Source organism: Paenibacillus sp. F024 (assembly GCF_057814255.1).
In genome coordinates this window covers 1-17,811 of record NZ_JBVASZ010000015.1, presented here as the reverse complement: position 1 = coordinate 17,811, position 17,811 = coordinate 1, and the positions used below count along the sequence as shown (strand labels likewise).

Sequence of the window (17,811 nt, the reverse complement as noted above, 5' to 3'; positions counted from 1 at the left end):
TGCGATAGTTAGTAGGGTACCATTGTAAAGGTTGAAGGAAGGAGACAGGCAGCATGTTTTTTTCGATGTTTGTGATAAGTGTCATCGTTTCTTTTTTTTCCACCGTGGGTATTATGCTGATTAAAGCCATCTTCCGAAAGCAGCTTACGGCCAAATGGCATTATAATATATGGTTTCTTTTGTTATTTGCCTTAACGATTCCGCTGATCCCGAGTCATATTTTTCAATTCGGAACGGTTTTTACAGGCTTCGACGGGAGTCTTTACGATACACTTGGCGGTTCTGCAACCGACTCCGGAAATCAAGAATTCGGAAATGCGTATTGGCTGCAGGATTTCACGATTTCCGTAAATCGCGCCGCTCCGCCATTGCTTCAGATCATAACCGCCGCAGTGTGGCTTATCGGGATGTTCGCTTTGGCTTTGTTAACCATGCATTCTTGGCTCAAAATCAGGGATATGAAAAATAGGTCCCGTCGCGTATCCAATCAAGAGGTTTTAGACTTGTTAGAGCGGTGCAAACAGCAACTGCATATAGATAGAGAATTGATTGTCCTGGAATCGCCGCTTGTAAAATCTCCGATGATGATTGGTTTTTTTAAGACGTATCTTGTGTTTCCAGTCCGATTCGCCGAATGGCTTTCTATGGATGAAATCAAATATATTTTCCTGCACGAATTGAATCACTTAAAAAGCAAGGATAATATCACGAATTATGGGATCGTCGCGTTTCAGCTCATTTATTGGTTCAATCCGCTCGTTTGGATTGCCTTTAAAAAAATGAGATTGGATCGTGAAATCGCCTGCGATATCGCTGTGCTGCAATCATTGGACGACCATTGCCACGCCGAATACGGCAATACGATTATCAATTTTGCGGATAGAGCGTCACGGCCTATGAATTTCGCTTTGGCAAGTCAACTCGTCAGTCCAAAAAGCCAAATCAAAAAACGCATCGAAACGATTGCCAGCTTTCGGGCCGAATCCAAGCGGTTGAAAATCAAAAGCATCGCTGTATTTTTGCTTGCGGGTATCTTCGTTTTAAGCCAGATTCCGTTCGTTTCCGCGATGGCCCGTGACAACGACCACAACGATCAACGCTATTCCTTTACTGGCGATCGTACCGTTTACGAGGATCTAAGCTCCTATTTTTCCGGTTATGAAGGAGCTTTTGTATTATACGATATGCAAGCCGATCAATATCGGATTTACAACGAACGGAAAAGCACCTGGAGGATTTCCCCGGATTCCACTTACAAAATTTATAGCGCTTTGATGGGTTTGGAGTCCAACGTCATTTCGGACCAAAACTCCTTCATCGAATGGAACGGCCAGACGTATCCATATGAGGCATGGAACAAGGATCAAAATTTGTTTACGGCGATGAAGAACTCCGTAAATTGGTATTTTCAGGCTATGGAGAGCAGGATGGATCGTAGTAATCTGCAGGCATATATAAAGCAAATGGGTTATGGGAATGCCGATATTTCCGGTGGGCCGGAGCCGTTTTGGCTGGAATCTTCATTAAAAATATCTCCTGTTGAGCAGGTGCAATTTCTGAAGGCATTGTATACAAACCAATTCGGATTTCAGGAAAAACATATCGGGACCGTGAAAGCTGCAATCAAATTGGAAGAAAGAAATGGTGCCCATCTTTCAGGCAAAACAGGTACAGGTTCTGTGAATTATAAAAATATAAACGGATGGTTTATCGGATATGTAGAGAACCATGGGAACACCTACTTCTTTGCCACAAACATTCAAAATGAAGATCACTCGAGCGGTAGTAAGGCGGCGGAAATCACATTAAAGATTTTGAGGGATAAGGGTATATATTCATGATCTCTAGGCTGTTCCGCCGAACATTGACATGGGAGATTTCCGAAGATAGCATGTAAACTACATATGGAATGGATGAGGAGGATAGGGATGTCTAAACAAGTGCCAAGAATTTCGGAGGCAGAATGGGAAGTCATGAGTGTGCTATGGGAAAAGGCCCCCCAAGCCGCAAACGAAGTCATCCACTCCTTGCAGGAAAAAACGGATTGGAAACCAAAGACGATTCGTACTCTGTTGGATCGGCTGGTCAAAAAACAGGCCGTCGGCGTCAATCAGGATCAAAGGGTTTATACCTTCTTTCCTCTATATACGCAAAGCGAATGTCAACGCGCCGAAACGCAGTCTTTTCTTAAACGAATTTATGGCGGGACGATGAAATCGATGCTGGTTCAGTTTTTCGAAGAGCAAACTTTGACCGAGGAGGAGATCAAAGAGCTGCGCTCCATTTTGCATGAAAAATCCGATAAGCGTAAAACATGAGGCTGAGCAATAAAATGAATAACGGAAAGCGAAGGACGCACTCTAACCCTTAAAACGGGAAAGATGGCGTCCACTTTTGTTATGGGGTGGTTATTTTTAGGGAAAGGAATTACAAAAAGATAGTCCTTTCGAGCAATCTTTTTCCTGTTTCTATATTTAGCCGCCGTATATTGTCTTTTATGAACTTGGTATCACGGGATTGATGATCCATTGTATAGGACGTCATGGACCTCACCAAAGCTTAGCCTTGCAAAAGGATAATCAAATTCTAGTTACTGTGGCTGCAGGAGAACATAGAGGTGTTTATCCGGCTGACTCAAAGGTTCGAGAGCCGATATTAGTAATGGATATGAAAAATAAGCCGCGAGGACCCAGTTGTATGATAGGATTTGGTGTCCGCGGCGCCTGACCCGTCAGTAAATATCTATGCCCTCTAAAAAGATAAGAATTTGCAAAGCGAGATGCGCTTCATAAAAATCTTTGGAAATCGTCAGGTCCAGATGACTAATTTCTTGTATTCTTTTTAGTCTATACCTTGTTGCGCCGATAGAAATATGCAGATCCTGCGATGTGCTTTGGATGTTTCCCTGGTTCTCTAAATAATAGAACAGCGTTCTTAACAATTGGTTGTTATTTTTTTCATCATATTCCCTAATGCCTAGCAGCAAGCTGTCGGCAAATTTTTTTAATTCATCCGTATTTTCAGGATTGATCAGTTTGGAGAAGGTGCTGAGCTCCTCAAAAGAAACGATGCTTGAATTTTTCTTCCGAACCGTTAGCAATTGGACGGCCTTTTGCGCTTCTTCGTATCCCCTTCGGTAATCTTTTATGTTTTCACAAACCGAACTGATACCAAATGTGATTTTAATCTCTTTATATTTACTCTGGATCGCTTTCATTAGCAATTGCGCCAACGGTTTTGCTCCGATGCCTGACTTTTCAAGCAATTCCAGCGGGATTAAAGCGACGATATGATGGGACTTGCTTGTCAAAAGGCATGAAGGATGTGACCCGAAGCTTTTGATTTGAGTATGAATGGTATCGATGATCTGAACTTGTAATTCTTTCGTCTGGTCGGCATTCGGATCATTGAAAATGAATTGAACGAGAAAGAGGTAATGCGGCAGCTCTAAATTGTATCCCATTAATTTTGATCTATAGGTTAATTCATCCGATTGGCAATTCTCTTTTAGAAGTTCGATGAACAACTCGTTTTTTAAGCGATGCTCCGCTTCCATTCGAGTGATGGTTTGCAGCATTTGGATGGAGCAAAATTTCGCAGCTGCTTCCAATGCAGAAAACTCCGTTTCATCAAACTCTCCGGAATCTTTAATTAAGGAAATATAACCAAATAGGCCGTTTTTGGTATGAATAGGACATATTAGACGTTCATGCGACCAACCGGTACCTTCTGAAAACGTATAATGGACCGGCTGCTTGATATCTTTCAACTGCTCGGAGAAAAGAATATGATTTTTAAATTTAATCATATCCAGCATGTTGTATTTAAATAAGCCAAAGGATTCGATGAGCTTGAAGTTTTTATCTTCCAGGGCAACGCCAAGATGTAGGGTTTCGCCTAAATATTTGATAATGGAGGACAGCTCCTGACCCTGGATTAAAATTTCGGATAATTTTTCATTAAATTTCAACAATCTTTTATAAACATCCCGCTGCTGTTCTATTTTAAGAAATGGGCTATTGATTTCTATCATTTCTTGACTATCCTGCTCCAGTTGATCAAGCAAGTCCTTCTCATCCCATTCCTTTGCAGGCTTGGCAATCATAAGGCAATGTTCGTCACCCTTCCCAACGCATTTGATCTCTTTCACAATAATATCCCTGCCATAATGTTCGGATGCATATCCCCCGATAAACCCGATTAATGTATGACAAACGGGCTCATGATGTACGCCAAAATGCTTCACATGCTGTTCGGCCTCGTAAGAGTTATGCCAGTACCCTTCGGCAAAGTATTCCCCGGTATTGTGATTATATATAATTTGAGCATTGTGAGATAAATAAGCTCCGGTCATTTTAGACATTTGCGGGCCGGCATGGAACCATTCAAAGGGGGATTCCAGAGAAAAAAGCGCTTTCAAATTTTTAGCAAACTCTTTACCGTAATGTCTGCCGTACCGCAACAAAATCTTTTTGGCTTGATCCATTCCTAACGACCTAATCAGATCTCGGCGCAGTATGCCCATGGCATCCGCTCCGACCAAAATCATTCGCTGATCCTTGAGATGAATTTTTCCAGTAACTGCATCGAACGTAATATACGAACTGAAGTCAGAGTTGTTAAACATCCATGATCACCGCTCCTAAGCAACGATAAACTAATTGTACAAATAATATAGCATCATTTTATACAATAATGCTAAACAAAATTGATAAATTCTTCATTTGATTTTGATTGGTATGAATATGGAGTAATGATATTGTTCCTGATACAATCAATTACAAGGATAAGGTAATTAATGGAAATATCGAACGAGACATATTGAGGAGGTGAGGATCTTCTCGGCCTTGAGAATCCAGTCGAAGCTGTATTTCAACAGCATCTAGATCCAATCTGCTGGTCACCAGGGCCAGCAGAGTACCTTTCGAATCAGCCTAAGTATAATGAGGTCTTATGAGGTCTTATCCATCTGATTTCCTATTACCTTTTTGAAAGGGTGAAGCGCATGGAAAACAGGAGGTTTTGGGTTTACGAAAATAAACTGTTGCTTATTCTATCATTGGGATGGGGATTTTTATTTTTCGATCGGCTGGCCGTTAATTTTTTGATGCCGTTTATTATTAAAGATGTACCTATGACCAATACCCAGATTAGTTTGATTATTGCAGGATTTTCTTTGACTTGGGCACTGGGAGGTTATTTTGGAGGTTATTTTGCGGATCGTTTGGGAAAGAGAAAGGTATTTTTAGCAATCTCGGTTTTGCTTTTTTCTCTTTGCTCGTTTATGACAGGCGTGGTGACAGGCTTTCTCTTCTTGCTCTTCATACGTATGCTTATGGGTTTGGTTGAAGGGCCATTCTTTCCTGCAGGCGCATCCATTTTAGCAGTGGAATCATCAGAATCGCGGCGCGGCTTCAACCTGGGATTTCTACAAAACTTTTCATCGAATTTCCTGGGCGGTGTTTTAGGACCGATCGTTCTTGTATCGTCCGCCATGGCCATCGGCTGGAGAAATACGTTCTTACTCACATTAATTCCCGGCCTGATTATAGCATTCTTGATATGGAGATATATCCGGGAACCGAAAACCTCTAATGAATCCGAATCCATTTCAACCGATGGGAATACAAAGGACGAAAACGTCCGTGTCAGGGATCTGTTGAAATACAGAAATATCGTATTATGCGTCCTTATCGGTATTTTCTTTATCCCGTGGTATACTCTGCTTTTTACTTTTGCACCTCTTTATTTGATTCAAGCTAAAGGAGTTTCGCCCGATATCATGAGTTACGTCATGTCAGCAGTCGGTATAAGCGCGGCCGTATGGGGATTTGTTGTACCGGCGCTGTCTGATCGCTGGGGAAGAAAGCCCGCGATGATTACATTTTCATTCATTTCCATGCTAGGCCCCTTAGCGATCATATTTTTCAACGGTCCATTTTGGATGTTGATGATCCTTGTGGTTATCGGATGCGCAGGACCGGGACCCATGGCTCTGTTTATGTCGATCATTCCGGCTGAAACTATTCCTCGGAAATATATTGGGGCAGCCGTGGGATTGACAATGGGTGTCGGCGAATTAATAGGCGGAGTTGGAATCGTATCGCTAAGCGGTGTCGTTGCCGACCATTACGGGATCATGGCTCCGTTGTTGATGTCAGCGGCATTTGCTCTTATAAGTGCTTTGCTCTCGTTGCTTTTAATCGAAACGTCGCCGATTAAGGTTAAGGCGAAAAGAGAAGTAGAGTTAGCATCATCTACTATATCAAACATTTGATCCGACTAATCTATAAAATGATGTTTTGCCGCAAAGGAGAGGATGAGGTTGAAGGCTGCCATATGGTACGGATTAGAAGATGTCCGGGTAGTAGAGGCGGATGAACCCGTCATCGGAGAGGGAATGGTTAAAATTGAGGTCGAGTGGTGCGGTATCTGCGGCAGCGATCTTCATGAATATGTATCAGGACCTATGACCATCCCCGTTTCTGAACCCCATCCATTAACAGGGCAGGTAGCTCCGGTGATTTTGGGTCATGAGTTTGCCGGCAGAGTGGTTGAAATAGGAGATCGCGTGACCCATTTGGCGATTGGCGACCGTGTAACCGTAGAACCGATTTTAACCTGCGGTACTTGTATTCATTGCCAAACCGGCCGTTATAATCTATGTCCCAAACGCGGATTTCATGGCCTTACGTCCAATGGGGGAGGATTTGCAGAATATACAACGGTACCGGATCACTTGGTACATAAACTGCCCGATAACATCTCATTTGAAGAAGGTGCGATCATTGAACCGGCAGCAGTGGCTGTGTATGCCGTTCGTTCAAGCAGCTTAAAGGTGGGAGATACATGTGCCGTATTTGGAGCCGGTCCCATTGGGCTGCTTCTGATCCAAGCCTCCAAAGCCGCAGGCGCAGCTAAAATTATTGCCGTGGAAGTATCGGAGAGCCGTTTGGCTAAAGCCCAAGAATTAGGTGCCACCCATTTCATTAACCCTATAAAAGAGAAAACGGTGGAGGCTATTCATCATATCACCGGCGACCTGGGTGTGGAGGTTAGTTATGAAGCCGCAGGTGTAGAAATCTCTTTTTTGGAAGCGCTTAACAGCGTTAAGCCGGGCGGGGAAATGGTCATCGTAAGCTTATGGGAAAAGGCGGTAACATTTAATCCTAATCTGCTTGTGTTAAACGAAAGGAGGATTCGATCTTCCTGTGCTTATCGGCACGTTTTCCCAGAGGTGATTTCGTTAATTGCCAATGGAAAAATAAATGCAAAGGGATTGATTACCAAAAAAATTTCATTAGATCAAATTGTGGAAGAAGGGTTTAAAAGCCTTTTGACAGATAAATCGCATTCAAAGATTCTGGTTACACCAAAAAGGGAAAATCTTTAATTAAATGATAGGAAGCCCGCTCAATTCTTAATTTACATAAGAAATGAGGGAATGAAGAATGAGATTACTGGAAAAGGTTTGCTTGATAACAGGTGCAGCATCGGGGATCGGAAAGGAGACAGCGATATTATTCGCCAAAGAAGGAGCCAAGGTGGTATTAACGGATATTAATCAAGAGAATGGCTTAAGAGTGGCAGAATTTATCGAATCCAATGGTGGTCGCGCTATTTTTATAAAGCATGATGTTTCCATAGAGAAGGAGTGGAAGTCTGTCCTCCAATCGGTTCTTCAAACCTATGACCGGCTTGATGTCGTTGTCAACTCCGCCGGGATTGGAAAATTTGCTGCGATCGAAGATACCACATTGGAGCTATGGCATAAAATTCTGGGCATCAATCTCGACGGTCCTTTTTTAGGTACCAAATATGGTATAGAAGCGATGAAGCAGACTGGCGGAGGATCCATCATTAACGTTTCATCCGTTGTTTCCTTGGTTGGTGATCCTGGACTGGTAGCTTACAGCGCAAGCAAGGGAGGAGTAGATCTGTTATCTAAATCTGCAGCTCTGTATTGCGCGAAATCAGGCACAGGAATCAGAGTCAATACGGTTCATCCGGCCTATATTCAAACACCGATGATGTCAAATATTGAAGATGTGGAATACGTCAAGTCTTTGCTTCCCATAGGTCATTTCGGCGAGCCCATCGATGTTGCCAACGGCATTCTTTACTTGGCATCGGATGAATCCAAGTTTACAACAGGCAGTCAACTGGTGATTGATGGCGGGTATTGCGCCCAATAGAATTGGCTTCGGCAGCTTGTAATCCATTGATCATACATTTCAACTAGAACATCCGGCTGTATAACCAATATAAAGGGAGGAATTTTGAATGAACCGGTTTGAATATCAAATACGTCACTGTATGGATGCGGTGGAGGAGCTGTTGACCAAAACGGAAAATCCATTGCACAGAGCCATTCTCACTAATTACCGAAGACACGTTCATCTTGAGGCATCCGGTCAATTTGAAAAGATTGTCGCCGAGGATATGATGGCGGACGATCCTGTTTATCGCGTGACTTGGGGTGAGAATCCTGTGGTTATCGAAGGAAAACAAGGGGTGATTGACTTTTACAACAGCGTAAAGGAAGCTGTTCTCTGGAATTCAGACGATCGCATTGCCGTTGCCGACTGGGGTATTGCCGATGAGCTTACCTTTCATCAGATAACCAAGGGAAAGGACCTGGCGAATATGGGCTTTCAGGTCGATGATTTGGAAGCGTATTACCATTTAAGCAGCCGGCAAGTCTTCCTGTGGCCATATGATGAGCGAGGAAGGCTGAAGGGTGAGCATTTATATGAAGACAAAACTAGCGTAAAAATAGAAAAAGTGGATCCCGAGGATTTAATCACACCACAACAAGTAAAAGCCATCCATCTAGAGATCCTTGACCAATTAGAGAAGGAAAAGGGTGAAAATTACTGGGTATATCATGGGCAGACAGCTGCTAAATAAAGAAGCCTGCTTTTTCAGAGATGCTTCCATTGGCTGTCGTTGTTGATGATAGGATTACACCGTAACCAAGGAGGAATGGAGTATGTCCGAAACGTCCGATAAGAAGATGACGGCGCCGCCGTCCGCTTACAAGATTGTCGATATTCCCGAGCCCTATGCCGATGTGATCAAGCGTCATGGCGTCGAGGGCAAGTTCGTAGCGGGGCAGGAAAGCCCGTGGGTTCCGTTCGGCGACAACGCTGCGATTCGCCACCTTGCCTTTGACGTCCGCAACAACATCTACAGCAACATTCTTTGGATCAAGTCGCCGGGCGTGATCGGCACGCACAGGCACAGGGGGACGGTAGTCATGCTCTGTCTGGAAGGCGGCGTGCGCTATCTCGAATATGACTGGGTAGCGGGTCCCGGAGACTTCATCTACGAAACACCAGGAGAGACGCATACGCTAGTAAGTGACCACCCGGACGGCGTCAAGCTGTTCGGCTGGCTTCAAGGACCGATCGAGTTTTACGACGAGAATGCCATTTTCCTCGAGACCGTTGATGTATGGTGGTTCATTAATCACTACGAAAGCTACTGCCGGGAGCATAACATCCCGATCAACAAGCAGTTGTATCTTTGATTGTCCGATGGTAGACACGGAATGAAAAAGTGAAAGTGTTAGCTGCCCAAAGGTGGCTCCTGTATCGTCAGGGGTCATCTTTTTTGATTTCTATTCTTGCCGCTAGTGTTTATAATTTGTTAATAGTTTATTTAGATCGATTCAATAAGCCCTGTTTATAATGTGAAGTAAGGAAACGTTTCCCCTAATATGAATAAAGGAGTTCCGAAATGAAACTTAGCAAAAAAGCAGTTACCTTCCTCTCATTTACTGTCGGCGCGGCTATTTTTATATCTACAGCTTTTGCAGATATGGCTCTGGGCTCAGGCTATGACCGGTTAAAGGATGCCGTAAAAAACAGCGCCTCGCAGATGGAGAAGGGATTAAACAACTACACGATTGAGACGCTGATCACATTGAAGGATAACGATCAAACCTTGCTTCAAACCTCCATGTTCAATAAAACCGATAATGATAAGAAGGTATCCGAAAATTCAACAATGACCCAAATGTCAAGCGGCGAAACCACAGGCCATTACTCGTATGCCGATCCTAAGCTTTCGATTTGGAAAAACGGAACGGATAACAAATATTATGTGACGGAATTCCCCGAAGATATGAACAGGGGCCAAATGTACCAGTTTAACAACCCTTTTAACGAGAAGGGGGCGCCGGAGATCGAAAAGATCGTCGACGCGTTGGTCGGCAATCTGAAGGACTATGTGCAGGCGGAAGAAAGACCTGAAGGGGGACGGAATTACTCGGGAAGCTTGTCTGAGGCGCAAGTGCCTGCCGTAGTCAATGCCGTTGCTTCCTATGGTTTAAAGCAGTATATTAGCGACCAAAGCCGGATGGAAAGAAATTCGAAGCTGCCGGACATTGAAAGTGATGTTTTCGTTAAAAAAATAACGGGATCAGCTGTTGAGACCAAGGCGGGATTATTGGAAAATTTGACGGGTACAGTGATTCTTTCGGGAAAAGACAAAAACGGAGCACAGCATGATTTAACGCTGAATGTGGTACTCAAGCTATCCGACATCGGAAATACGAAGATTACAATGCCTGACCTGACAGGTGCAAACGTCGAGAAGGTAAGCGACTCGGGGGGCTTTAGCAGCAAGTATGTAGGGAAATACAAAAATAACATCATTATGGAGAAAGACGGGAAATTCGTAAAAATCGGCGAGAGATTCCTTGAAATCACGAGTGTGGAAAATAATAAAGTGACCGGCAAGTATTACGAAACCGTCAAGCCGGGATTCGAAGCCGAATATCCGGACAAGGTTAACTTTAATTTTGAATACGAACCAAAGAATAGGCCGATGTCTTTCTTTACTTATACCGATGCCAAAGGCGAGCAGAAAAACGGCGAGCTTCATCCAAGCAATACCGGAAAAGTTTATCTCCAGCTCGATATTGAGGTTTTGGACGAAAATTCATACAGATCTAACGTAAATCACGAATATTTTGACGGGGAATTTGTTCGCGTATTTGAAGAGTAATCGAAGGACCGTCCCTCAAGTGAAACTTCACTTGAGGGACAGCTATGTCATATATCGGAGGATGTTTTCGTTGACGAACAAAGCGATTGAAATCACCAGTCTAACCAAAGTATATAATAACGGCCGCGGAATTAGCGATTTGAATTTGGAAGTCGATCAAGGAGATATATTCGGTTTTTTGGGGCCTAACGGCGCAGGAAAGACGACCGCTATGAAAATGATGGCCGGACTCATGAAGCCGGATCGCGGGGATGTGAAGATTTTTGGAGCCAGCATTTTTGAGGACTATGTGAATGCCATGAAGCATGTGGGCTGTATTATCGAGACAGCGGAGTCGTATCCTTATTTGACGGCTAACGACAATTTGAAGTTGTTCGCCAGGTTTTATCCGCAGGTCGATCAGAAAAGAATGGACGAATGTCTCGAAATGACCGGCATGTTAAAATACAAAAATGAAAAATCAAGAAAGTTCTCGCTGGGCATGAAACAAAGGCTTGGGGTGGCGGCAGCGATTCTTTCTAATCCCAAGCTGTTAATATTAGACGAGCCTTTGAACGGATTGGATGTCGAGGGGATGCTGGATATGAGGAAAATGATTAAACGGCTTTCTGAAGAAGAAGGCACGACATTCTTTATTTCCAGTCACCTGATTCACGATGTGGAGCTGACCTGCACCAGAATCGGAGTCGTTTACGGGGGAAAGCTGGTCAATGTGGATTATACCCACAACATCCTTTCCAATTATTCTTCCCTTGAAAATTATTTTGTCAGCGAGGTGGACCGAAATGGCAGGGTTTAAGGCTGCTTTTCTTAATGAAACCGTCAAGCTTTTGAAAAAGAAAAAATTGATAGCGGCCGCCATTTTATCCATTCTTGCCGTTTTGGTTGGACAAATTGCCGTAACGGCCATTAAGCATGGCCTTGGATTAAGAGTCGTCGGCGGTACCGAATTTCCTTTAGTGGTACTATCGATGTTTACTTATACGATCCTGCCTCTTTTTGCGACCTTTGTAGCCATCGATATGTTTAACGGCGAATTTTCATCAAACACCATGAAAATAACGCTCACCAGGCCTGTATCCAGATTTGGCGTATTTAGCGCGAAGGTTTTGAATATCGCCTTGTTCATTTTTGCGAACCTGCTTTTTGTCATGGTCCTTTCTTTACTGGCCGGGCTTATTTTTAATCCATCATCTGTCAGCCTGCTGGGAATCGTAAGGGTTGTAGGGTCATATACCGCAACGTTTTTTCCTGTATTTGTGTTTGCTCTTCTCGTCGTATTGCTGTCTAATATCCTTCGCGGAGGACTGGCGGTATTTTTTCTCTCCATTATTGTATTTATCGGGTTTAACTTTTTGGGCATCGTTTTTACCCATTTTTCAAGTTTTTTTATCACCTCCATGTTTGACTGGTACACGCTCTGGATTTCGGAAACGGTCAATGGGTTTAAACTATTTCGTCAGATCCTAATCATGTCAGGCTGTGGTATAATGTTATTTACCGCGGGTTATTATTTGTTCGACCGCAAGGATCTATAGAAAGGTCATCCAAATGCAATTAACCAAACGCTTTTTTACGATGAATGCGCTAACCGTGCTGGGGTCCATTGCATTAACCGTTTTAGCTGTCATTATATTTGTTGCCGCTTATACGAAAGTGTTTGGCCCGGAAGCGAGTATCAACGATTTCAAAAAAATCTTTGAAATCAGATCGGGAATTGGTGAGATCAAGAGGGCAGCGCAAGCCTTCGAGTTCGAACAGCTTCTGGACAAAGCATATCAGCAGGAGCTGTCCGAGCGGGTGAAGGCTTTGGGGGCTCATGCCGTTATCTTAAAAAACAGAGTGGTATTATATTCCACGGCCAAGTTTAATGGAATCGATATTGAAAAAAGCTTAATGCTATCCGACAATGCTTCTAACCTGGATACGCTGGAGCTCGACGGCCGAACGTATATGTTTGATAGAGCGGATTACAGCCTTCCAACGGGAGAAGAGGGCGTTTTATTGCTGCTTGCGCCGATCCGACTGAAAACGGGCTTTTACCTGTTTTTTGGCATTTTTACGGCCGGTTTTTTTATCCTGTCTTTTTTAATTTTGAACTTTTGGGTTTCCTACCGGTTCTCCCGCGGCATCATTACACCGATTTCCAGGCTGAGGAATGCCGCCGTCAAAATGAGTGAAGGCGATTTAAGCTTCGGGATTGCCGAAGATGGCGATGGAGAGGTCAGGGAGCTAAGCAGGACGCTGGAGCTTATGAGGATTAAGCTGAAGGAGTCTGTTTATCTGCAGCAGAAATACGATGAAAACCGAAAATTTTTGGTATCCAGCATCTCTCATGACTTAAAGACCCCTGTGACCTCCATTAAAGGATATATTGAAGGCATTATGGATGGGGTAGCCAACACGCCGGAAAAAATGGAGGAATACCTGGAGACGGCACGATCGAAGGCCATACTGGTGAATGCCATGATTGATGATCTTCTTTTGTACTCCAAGCTGGATTTGAATCAAATCCCTTATCATTTTGAAAAAACGAATCTGGAGCAATATTTCGAGGATTGCGTATCGGACCATCGCTATGAATATGAAAAAGCGAATATCAAACTGACGCTGATCAGCGAATTGAAGGAGACCGTCTTTATTTTTATCGATAGAGAAAGGCTGAAGCGGGTCATTCAAAATATTCTTGATAATGCCAAGAAGTACATGGAAAAGACGGACGGACAGGTTGATATCCTACTAAGGGAAACCCGGACATCCGCTATCATCGAAATCAGGGACAATGGAAAAGGAATTCCGGAGAATGACCTTCCCCATATTTTTGAACGATTTTATCGTGCGGATCCGTCAAGAAAGAGTGCGGACGGCAGCGGTCTTGGGCTGGCTATCGCCAAACAAATTGTAGAAGGGCATGAAGGAACCATTTGGGTTAGAAGCGCCCTCGGGGAAGGAACCCGCATGATGATATCTCTAAAAAAGGTATAGCATTTTTGGAGGTTATAATGAAAAGGATACTGATTGTTGAAGACGATCCAAGTATAGCCAATCTGCAGAAGGATTATTTGGAGCTGAGCGGCTTTTCAGTAAGGATCGTCAATAGCGGAACGGACGGTTTGAAAGCTCTGGAGAAAGATACGTTTGACCTCGTTATTCTGGACATTATGCTGCCGGGGATGGACGGATTCGAGGTGTTGAAAACGATCCGCGTTAAAGAGGACATTCCCGTTCTTCTTGTATCGGCCAGGGCGGAGGAAATTTATAAAATTAACGGCTTTGGCCTCGGCGCGGATGACTATATTACTAAGCCTTTCAGCTCCGGTGAACTGGTAGCCCGGGTCAACGCTCATTTGAATAAGTTTAATCGAATGAAAGAACGGTTTGGAAAGGTTGGCGAAGTCAGCAAGCTCCAGGTCAGAGGGCTGGAGGTCCAAAAGGACTCCAGAAGGGTGTTTGTGAACGGGAAGGAAGTAACGATGGCCCAAAAGGAATTCGACCTGCTGCTGTTTCTTTTGCAAAATGCCAATCGGGTATTCGGCAAGGAAGAGCTGTTTGAACGGATTTGGGGGATGGACGCGCTTGGCGATGCCTCTACGGTTACGGTACATATTGCACGGATTAGGGAGAAAATCGAGGAGAACCCGTCCAAGCCTCAATACATAGGAACGGTCTGGGGATCGGGCTACAGGTTTATGGTTTGACAACCGGATGCCTCAATGGTAATTATCGCTGCAAGGGCAGGGATTGCAGCATCTTATGCTATCCCGCGGCGCAAGGCGGATCGGAGAAGGCCATGAAAGACTCACAGAAAAAAGGAATAAAGCTCGTTGTTCCATGTTAAAGAGGTGATGAAGGATTAACTTTATCACCTCTTGATTTATATATATAGTCCTTTCTTTATTCACTTCAAATGACGCGGAATTTTGCGGATAAAATTAGCAAGCTACCAAAACAGCCAGACGATCCATGGTGCGACGCACAGTGTGATGAACGCGGTCAACATCATGGAAACGACGGCAATGGACCCGGAGACGGGACTATACTCTAACGCTTGGCGTATGCCGGCCGAGTGAGCGCCGGTTCCCAGAAGGATGCCGCGGGAGACGGGGCTTTGGAGGTGAAACCATTTGATGATCAGCGGACCTGCGATGATGCCGATCAGGCCGGTAATCAACGTGGCCAGTGCAGTGACGGTCGGAATGCCTCCGGTCAGATCGGAGACGGCCAGAGCGACAGGTGTCGTGGAGGAGTGCGGTGCAAGGCTGGATATGACTTCCTCCTGTAAACCGAACAGATGGGATAGTCCGGCCGATGTGACGATCGCGGCTAAAGCGCCGCAGCTTACGCTGGCGGTAATGATGTAAGCATGCTTTCGAAGCGTGTCGAGATTTTTGTATAAAATGACGGCAAGAGCGATGGTAGCGGGCTCCATCATGCCTGTAAGCCACTCGCCTCCTTGGTTGTAAGTTTCAAAGGAAACGCCTGCGGTCTCAACAAGCGTAATGACGGCAAGCGGCGTAACGAGCAGAGGAGTCAAATAAACCTTAGAATACCGGATATAAATCCGTTTGGATACCCAGTAAATGAAAATGGTGCAGCCCAGCCAAAACAAGGCATCCATCACGGCACCTGCCTCTCTTTTCGTGCGGACAGCCGCTGGCCTACGAGTCCACTGCTAAGCATGACGGCGAATACGCTAATCACGATAACGACGATAATAGCTAAACCATGATCTTCCAGCAAGCTTTTATAATTGATGATGCCTACGAAGGCTGGAATGAAAAACAGCAGCATTTCGGCAAGCAGCCATTTGGACCCCGATTCGACCCACTCCAGGCGAATGACCTTACTTTTCAGCAGCGCAAACAGCAGACCGATCCCCACGACAAAGCCAGGAACCGGTAAGCCGAACCATAGGACGATGACATTCGCTATTTTGGCTATCGCGATGAAGAACAACACTTGTACACCTGTAAACAACCATGATTTCATGGTTCGCCCCCCTTTCGCTGCAGCTTACAGTGAGTATACAAAAAGTGTTTCCATAGGTAAAATGAATTTATAGAATCAAAATCATTCCATTTATCTATTATTGTAACAGGGGGATACCGATGGAATTGCGTCACTTACAGTACATCGCAGAGATCGTAAGGTGCAATAATTTTACCAAAGCTGCAGAGAATTTAAATATTACGCAGCCGACCATAAGCAAAATGGTTCAAAATTTAGAAAATGAATTGAATGCGGACATCTTTATCCGCAGCGGCAGACAGATTCAATTGACGGATGTGGGCGAAGCGATCTACCAGCATTCCGGGCCGATTCTGAAGATGTTCGAAAATTTAAAAACGGAAATCCATGATTTGACTTTCCTGAACAAGGGCAGCATTCGAATCGGCTTGCCGCCCATGGCGGGTTCGAGTTTTTTTCCGGACGTGATTAAGCAATTCCAGGATCGTTATCCGGGCATCACGATGAAGATGGTCGAGGACGGTGCAAGAAAAATCGGGGAAAGCATTGAAGAGGGGCTGCTGGACGTAGGCATTTTGCTGTGGCCGATCGATCAAGCGGTATTCGATTCGTTTCCGATTGTGAAGGATCGGTTAAAGGTCTTGGTGCATCCCGGGCACCCGTTAGCGGAGAGGGAGCAAATTGAGCTGGCTGAGCTGGAGCAGGAACGGTTTATATTTTTTAACAATAATTTCGCCATGCATGACCGGATCAAAAACGCATGCCGTTCGGCGGGGTTCCTTCCCCGCATCGTGGCGGAAAGCTCTCAATGGGATTTAATCAGGGAAATGGTGAGAGCCGATCTCGGCATTGCGTTTCTGCCGGACACCATTTGCCGGTTATTGGATTTGAACACCGTAAGAGCGGTTTCTTTGGTGAATCCGGAAATTCCGTGGGAGCCGGTGATGGCCTGGAGAAGGGAAGGCTACCAATCGTTGGCCGCAAGAGAATGGATTACTTTTACGAAACAAATTTTTACCGGTGCCGTTTGATTGTTCATGCTATTCTTATCCATCAAAGGGAAGCCTCTATTTAAGATCAACAACATATATATTAGTTAATATGCGAATATCTTTTTCTATGATGTGAAATGGTGTATATTGGTAAAATATTGTACGTTTCTGTATGTCAACGAATATGATAATTGGTTAGGGAGTGATTAGATAAACATAAAAACCAAATTTTTAGTTTTTGTGGCTCTGGTGGCTGCTGTTGTTGTCGTGGTATTTAGTTTATTCCTAACAATTAATAAAACATCAACTGGTGCACTAATAACGGTCATTGAGGTAACAGCGGATAAAAATTATTTTACAGCTCAGGATGAATTGGGTAATTACAAACAAATTACGGCTACCCCAGAGTTAATGTCAAAAATAATGGTAAACCATAAATATTTTGTTCGATTTAATACGAATTTGTTGGGAAAATCAGTGGCAGAAACTATAGAAGAAATTGATCCTGAGAAGCGCGTTCGTTAAATTCATTTTAGGGTACAAAAATAGAAACTAAGGTTTAATTGCCGCATATCAGATATTTCTAAGTTTCCAAGAAAAAGTCACATCGAGCAGGTCGCCGTGGTGATCTGTCCGATGTGACTTTTTCAACTCTCGTTTCTAGTTATTGTCCGTAAAAATTAGAGTTCTAGACATCGTAGAAGCTTTTTTAGGCTCTTCGCGCTACTGGGTGGGTGGATGGCTATTAACGAGAGTCATAACCCTTCCGCTTGCTTGGAGAATCTCATAGGCAAAAGAAGCCGTCAAGAAGAGCGCTTGACCGCTCCTTTTGCCTATG

General features: G+C 44.1%; 17 protein-coding genes. 14 read left to right on the top strand and 3 right to left on the bottom strand.

Annotated features, from left to right (window positions below):
* Positions 1-53: 53 nt before the first annotated feature.
* Together ACZYR9_RS16285 and blaI are read left to right on the top strand one after the other, a co-directional pair.
* Complete coding sequence (locus tag ACZYR9_RS16285) at positions 54-1,841, top strand: BlaR1 family beta-lactam sensor/signal transducer (protein WP_488979549.1); 1,788 nt, start codon at positions 54-56, stop codon at positions 1,839-1,841.
* Positions 1,842-1,928: 87 nt separating this feature from the next.
* Complete coding sequence (gene blaI, locus ACZYR9_RS16280; protein WP_488979548.1) at positions 1,929-2,318, top strand: penicillinase repressor BlaI; 390 nt, start codon at positions 1,929-1,931, stop codon at positions 2,316-2,318.
* Between the two features lie 413 nt (positions 2,319-2,731).
* Here the strand turns inward: blaI and ACZYR9_RS16275 are convergent, their stop codons facing one another.
* Complete coding sequence (locus tag ACZYR9_RS16275; protein ID WP_488979547.1) at positions 2,732-4,627, bottom strand: XylR N-terminal domain-containing protein; 1,896 nt, start codon at positions 4,625-4,627, stop codon at positions 2,732-2,734.
* A gap of 378 nt (positions 4,628-5,005) precedes the next feature.
* On the opposite strand from ACZYR9_RS16275, the gene ACZYR9_RS16270 reads away from it, so the two are divergent.
* The 10 genes from ACZYR9_RS16270 to ACZYR9_RS16225 all read left to right on the top strand — a co-directional run bounded on the left by ACZYR9_RS16270 (position 5,006) and on the right by ACZYR9_RS16225 (position 14,711).
* Positions 5,006-6,277: an MFS transporter gene (locus ACZYR9_RS16270; protein WP_488979546.1), complete on the top strand. Its 1,272-nt coding sequence runs from the start codon at positions 5,006-5,008 to the stop codon at positions 6,275-6,277.
* A 48-nt stretch (positions 6,278-6,325) separates the two neighbouring features.
* Positions 6,326-7,393 carry a 2,3-butanediol dehydrogenase gene (locus tag ACZYR9_RS16265; RefSeq protein ID WP_488979545.1) on the top strand — a complete coding sequence of 356 codons (1,068 nt, stop codon included), beginning with the start codon at positions 6,326-6,328 and terminating at the stop codon, positions 7,391-7,393.
* A 58-nt stretch (positions 7,394-7,451) separates the two neighbouring features.
* Positions 7,452-8,195 carry a glucose 1-dehydrogenase gene (locus tag ACZYR9_RS16260; RefSeq protein ID WP_488979544.1) on the top strand — a complete coding sequence of 248 codons (744 nt, stop codon included), beginning with the start codon at positions 7,452-7,454 and terminating at the stop codon, positions 8,193-8,195.
* A gap of 142 nt (positions 8,196-8,337) precedes the next feature.
* Positions 8,338-8,910, top strand: coding sequence for a hypothetical protein (locus ACZYR9_RS16255; RefSeq protein ID WP_488979543.1), 573 nt, complete (start codon positions 8,338-8,340; stop codon positions 8,908-8,910).
* Between the two features lie 82 nt (positions 8,911-8,992).
* Complete coding sequence (locus ACZYR9_RS16250) at positions 8,993-9,532, top strand: 2,4'-dihydroxyacetophenone dioxygenase family protein (protein ID WP_488979542.1); 540 nt, start codon at positions 8,993-8,995, stop codon at positions 9,530-9,532.
* Between the two features lie 209 nt (positions 9,533-9,741).
* A complete protein-coding gene (locus ACZYR9_RS16245; RefSeq protein ID WP_488979541.1) occupies positions 9,742-11,013 on the top strand; it encodes a hypothetical protein in 1,272 nt (423 codons plus the stop codon).
* Between the two features lie 70 nt (positions 11,014-11,083).
* Positions 11,084-11,812 (top strand): ABC transporter ATP-binding protein, encoded by a 729-nt coding sequence (locus ACZYR9_RS16240; RefSeq protein WP_488979540.1) that lies wholly within the window; start codon positions 11,084-11,086, stop codon positions 11,810-11,812.
* Positions 11,799-12,551: an ABC transporter permease gene (locus tag ACZYR9_RS16235; RefSeq protein ID WP_488979539.1), complete on the top strand. Its 753-nt coding sequence runs from the start codon at positions 11,799-11,801 to the stop codon at positions 12,549-12,551. The genes ACZYR9_RS16240 and ACZYR9_RS16235 overlap by 14 nt, the downstream gene beginning before the upstream one ends.
* A gap of 13 nt (positions 12,552-12,564) precedes the next feature.
* Positions 12,565-13,998: a sensor histidine kinase gene (locus tag ACZYR9_RS16230; RefSeq protein WP_488979538.1), complete on the top strand. Its 1,434-nt coding sequence runs from the start codon at positions 12,565-12,567 to the stop codon at positions 13,996-13,998.
* A 17-nt stretch (positions 13,999-14,015) separates the two neighbouring features.
* The gene (locus tag ACZYR9_RS16225; RefSeq protein WP_488979537.1) at positions 14,016-14,711 is read left to right on the top strand and encodes a response regulator transcription factor; all 696 of its coding nucleotides are present in this window, start codon (positions 14,016-14,018) and stop codon (positions 14,709-14,711) included.
* Positions 14,712-14,953: 242 nt separating this feature from the next.
* Here ACZYR9_RS16225 and ACZYR9_RS16220 read toward each other — a convergent pair whose 3' ends face one another.
* Together ACZYR9_RS16220 and ACZYR9_RS16215 are read right to left on the bottom strand one after the other, a co-directional pair.
* Positions 14,954-15,631, bottom strand: a complete 678-nt coding sequence (locus tag ACZYR9_RS16220) for an LrgB family protein (RefSeq protein ID WP_488979634.1) — start codon at positions 15,629-15,631, stop codon at positions 14,954-14,956.
* Entirely contained in the window at positions 15,631-16,002 is a 372-nt protein-coding gene (locus ACZYR9_RS16215; protein ID WP_488979536.1) for a CidA/LrgA family protein, read from the bottom strand. The genes ACZYR9_RS16220 and ACZYR9_RS16215 overlap by 1 nt, the downstream gene beginning before the upstream one ends.
* A gap of 119 nt (positions 16,003-16,121) precedes the next feature.
* Here ACZYR9_RS16215 and ACZYR9_RS16210 point away from each other — a divergent pair, with 119 nt between their 5' ends.
* Both ACZYR9_RS16210 and ACZYR9_RS16205 read left to right on the top strand, forming a co-directional pair.
* On the top strand, positions 16,122-17,012 hold the full coding sequence (locus ACZYR9_RS16210) for a LysR family transcriptional regulator (RefSeq protein ID WP_488979535.1): 891 nt from the start codon (positions 16,122-16,124) through the stop codon (positions 17,010-17,012).
* 210 nt (positions 17,013-17,222) lie between these two features.
* A complete protein-coding gene (locus tag ACZYR9_RS16205) occupies positions 17,223-17,498 on the top strand; it encodes a hypothetical protein (RefSeq protein ID WP_488979534.1) in 276 nt (91 codons plus the stop codon).
* The last annotated feature ends 313 nt before the right edge of the window (positions 17,499-17,811 follow it).

Coding starts and splice junctions, on each gene's coding strand:
- ACZYR9_RS16285 (WP_488979549.1), top strand. CDS start 54: ATGTTTTTTTCGATGTTTGTGATAAGTGTCATCGTTTCTTTTTTTTCC.
- blaI (WP_488979548.1), top strand. CDS start 1,929: ATGTCTAAACAAGTGCCAAGAATTTCGGAGGCAGAATGGGAAGTCATG.
- ACZYR9_RS16275 (WP_488979547.1), bottom strand. CDS start 4,627: ATGTTTAACAACTCTGACTTCAGTTCGTATATTACGTTCGATGCAGTT.
- ACZYR9_RS16270 (WP_488979546.1), top strand. CDS start 5,006: ATGGAAAACAGGAGGTTTTGGGTTTACGAAAATAAACTGTTGCTTATT.
- ACZYR9_RS16260 (WP_488979544.1), top strand. CDS start 7,452: ATGAGATTACTGGAAAAGGTTTGCTTGATAACAGGTGCAGCATCGGGG.
- ACZYR9_RS16250 (WP_488979542.1), top strand. CDS start 8,993: ATGTCCGAAACGTCCGATAAGAAGATGACGGCGCCGCCGTCCGCTTAC.
- ACZYR9_RS16245 (WP_488979541.1), top strand. CDS start 9,742: ATGAAACTTAGCAAAAAAGCAGTTACCTTCCTCTCATTTACTGTCGGC.
- ACZYR9_RS16235 (WP_488979539.1), top strand. CDS start 11,799: ATGGCAGGGTTTAAGGCTGCTTTTCTTAATGAAACCGTCAAGCTTTTG.
- ACZYR9_RS16230 (WP_488979538.1), top strand. CDS start 12,565: ATGCAATTAACCAAACGCTTTTTTACGATGAATGCGCTAACCGTGCTG.
- ACZYR9_RS16225 (WP_488979537.1), top strand. CDS start 14,016: ATGAAAAGGATACTGATTGTTGAAGACGATCCAAGTATAGCCAATCTG.
- ACZYR9_RS16220 (WP_488979634.1), bottom strand. CDS start 15,631: ATGGATGCCTTGTTTTGGCTGGGCTGCACCATTTTCATTTACTGGGTA.
- ACZYR9_RS16215 (WP_488979536.1), bottom strand. CDS start 16,002: ATGAAATCATGGTTGTTTACAGGTGTACAAGTGTTGTTCTTCATCGCG.
- ACZYR9_RS16210 (WP_488979535.1), top strand. CDS start 16,122: ATGGAATTGCGTCACTTACAGTACATCGCAGAGATCGTAAGGTGCAAT.